Source organism: Streptomyces sp. NRRL F-5650, assembly GCF_000721365.1.
Taxonomy (GTDB): domain Bacteria; phylum Actinomycetota; class Actinomycetes; order Streptomycetales; family Streptomycetaceae; genus Streptomyces; species Streptomyces ardesiacus.
The window spans coordinates 1-913 of the sequence record NZ_JOGV01000147.1 but is presented as its reverse complement, the minus strand read 5'-3'; the positions used below and the strand labels follow the sequence as shown (position 1 = coordinate 913).

Annotated in this window: 1 protein-coding gene; it reads right to left on the bottom strand. The window is 71.1% G+C overall.

Features of this window, described 5'->3' with window-relative positions; all coding sequences use genetic code 11:
• Positions 1–913, bottom strand: a 913-nt coding sequence (locus IG88_RS39825) for a beta-ketoacyl synthase N-terminal-like domain-containing protein (RefSeq protein WP_037837568.1), incomplete at both ends; no start/stop codon positions are given.

Here is a 913-nt window from a genome sequence, read left to right as displayed (position 1 = left end):
GTCCACATGCGGCGTCGGCTCATCCACGTGCAACGTCTTCGGCACCACACCGTGCCGCATCGCCTCGACCATCTTGATGACGCCCGCCACACCGGCCGCGGCCTGGGTGTGACCGATGTTCGACTTCACCGAGCCGAGCAACAGCGGCCTGTCCTCGGGGCGGCCCTGACCATACGTGGCAAGCAGAGCCTGCGCCTCGATCGGGTCGCCGAGGGACGTCCCCGTGCCGTGTGCCTCGACGGCGTCGATGTCCGCGGGGGTGAGCCCGGCGTTGGCGAGCGCATGGCGGATGACGCGCTGCTGCGCGGGGCCGCTCGGTGCGGTCAGGCCGTTGGACGCGCCGTCCTGGTTGAGGGCGGAGCCACGCACCACCGCGAGCACCTCGTGCCCGTTGCGGAGCGCGTCCGACAACCGCTCCACCAGGAGCAGGCCCACGCCCTCGGAGAAACCCGTCCCGTCCGCATCCGCGGAGAACGCCTTCGCCTGCACCGCCTGGTGCAACGCCACCAGCGACGACGAGCACGCCGTGTCCACCGTCACCGCAGGACCCTCGAACCCGAACGCGTACGAGACACGGCCTGAGAAGATGCCGGTCGGGGTGGCGCGCAGGGTGCCGGGGTCGATGCCGGCCCGCTCCAGTGCTTCCCAGGTGGTCTCCAGGAGCAGCCGCTGCTGCGGGTCCATGGCCAGGGCCTCGCGGGGCGAGATCCCGAAGAACTCCGCGTCGAAGTCGGCGACCCCGTCGATGAAACCGGCGGTGCGGGAGTAGGAGGTGCCGACGCGGTCCGGGTCCGAGTCGAACAAGGCGTCCAGATCCCAGCCGCGGTCGGTGGGGTAGTCGCCCATGGCGTCGCGTTCGTCGGCGAGCAAGCGCCACAGTTCCTCGGGAGAGGTCACTCCGCCGGGGAAGCGG